General features: G+C 50.5%; 1 protein-coding gene. It reads left to right on the top strand.

The genetic code is table 11. From position 1 onward, the window contains the following. Positions 1-436 precede the first annotated feature (436 nt). The gene (locus tag AUK77_RS01775) at positions 437-853 is read left to right on the top strand and encodes a hypothetical protein (RefSeq protein WP_296125526.1); all 417 of its coding nucleotides are present in this window, start codon (positions 437-439) and stop codon (positions 851-853) included. The last annotated feature ends 1,285 nt before the right edge of the window (positions 854-2,138 follow it).

Raw genomic sequence — 2,138 nt, 5'->3', positions numbered from 1 at the left:
GAAGATCAATTTACGCCCACGCAAACGCCTGGGCTGGAAGACACCGTACGAAGTGTATGCAGGGGTGAGCGTTGCACTTATGGGTTGAATTCAGGGTGTGAATACCGGAGCAAGGCGGGGATGGTTATGAGTACAGCACATTTGCTCGGTGGGGGTCTACTTTCTCTACTTGGCTGTCTTGGGGTGGTGTGGATGGTGGTTAAGGCCTACGGCTGGATCTTGGATGATGTCCGGTCTGACCTGAGGTCTGTTGCTGATCTGCACAGACGGCTTCGAGGAGAAAAGAACTGATGGTAGAGGTTTACTGGCTGCCACACTTTGGCCCCTGGACGGATGCGGTGCATGGAGCGGTAGCGACAGGGATTGTTGTTATAGGAGCTGCATGCGCTGTCGGGTTGGCTGTGCGCGGTTACCGCCTGGTTCTCCAGGCCTTGGTATGGATTCTTGGCAAATGATGATGGGTGAAGACTTGCTGTTTCGAGAAATTAGGCCTAGTGAGTATTGGCCGCCTGTATTGCCGAACGGCAAGTTCCGCGCAGTACCTAAAGGCGCCCTAAGGGAGCTTGAGATTTTAGAGGTTACGGATGATGGGTTGCGCTGCGAGGGTGTTAGTTTTGCCTGGTCAGAAATAGAGGGGATATCGATCTCTGGTGATTTTGTCTGCCTGCTGAGCACTAAGTACATAACTGGCGGATTGAAATTTCACATTTCGATATGTTCTTTCATTGATAGACTTGGGAGTGTCTACAGGTTGATCAATGGTTACTCTGTTGGGTATTGCTTGATGAATAGGATTAAATTCGAACAGCAGGGTTGTTTGTATGAGCTTGTGTCGCGCAGCGGAAGAAATTAGATGTATAGTCCTTAGGTTTGATAATTTGCTTGTTTCCATAATGGTCGGCGTTTTTAATTGCATTCGTAGCATTAAGCCGGTCGGTTGATCTTCACTATGGCAACGGAATTGCGTATTAATGAAGTATTTTAGCCAAGTTTTACCATCTCGCTGCCACCGGACTTGCACTCCGGTAAATATGGCTACAAATCAACAGGAAACATCATGGATACAACAACGCAAACGCTCATTTTTTTCATCTGTTTAACGCTGGGGGTGATTGCGGTTGCCACAGCAATTGGCCTAGTGGTGGCCCAGAGCCTCGACGCCGAGTACCCGAAGAGGCGATCTATTGACTGATGACATGCCAGTGGATGATGGACGCGCTACCCCGCCTGATCCTAATTGAGTCGATTTGAGCTGAGGTCCGGTATGAGGCGCCGATCGAGTGCAAGAACGGCTGATTTGCTCGGTTTTTGTCAGGTGATGATTCTATCCAGTTCTGAATCGATTATTTTTTGGCCCCGTGATGCCATTGCTTTGGGCGCTTCAAGAAAGGCCTGCAGGGCCTCTTGCTGAGGTTTTGGCGATGAGCCTGTTGGGCGGGAGGGGTTGTCATAGAAATAACGACTGTGGGGCTCCTGTGGTGTTCTTCAAAAATCTTCGGCTCGATGCCTTCTCTTCGAGTGTTGCAAATTTGAAGATGATCGAAAGACATAAAGTCGCCTCGACGCGAATTGATACCTAACTGAAGGCGTTCGCTCGCCACGTAGAGATGGCGTCAGTAGGGTGTATCCGATTCCTGAGATTGGGGTTTATGCCAGTAAGGGACTGAGTTCAGCCGCCGCCATGATTAGGCTAATGCTGCTGCCCAAGGGAGCTACCATGCTGGGGCGTCACATTGAATCTGTAGCCGACGACATGCAGTCTTTTGTGGCGCTGTCGTAGTCCGGAACCATCGGGCTCCGGACATAGATCTCCGCAAAACGCGGCCTGCTGATTTGCCGCAACGCACAAAAGACGGCTGGGTAATTGCGCAGACTTGCCTACCCAATTGCATTCGACCTGACCAGTCATTTGCATTGAATTTGACCGGCATGCTGGCAGTGAACAACCAATGCAGCAGGTAACGATAGGCAGCTACCGGCCAGAAGCGGCCACTAATTTCTTGGCAATCAACAGCAGAAAAAGCATTATGGAAACAACTTCTCACGCGCAGTCCCATCTTCGGCGGCATGGATGCCTTGCTTATCTCACACAAGCATTCATTCCTGCTAGCTTTGGCGACATGCTGTGAAGCGCGGGC

This window comes from Pseudomonas sp. Ga0074129 (genome assembly GCA_001465025.1).
Lineage (GTDB): Bacteria > Pseudomonadota > Gammaproteobacteria > Pseudomonadales > Pseudomonadaceae > Aquipseudomonas.
This window is presented reverse-complemented; position numbering and strand designations above follow the sequence as displayed.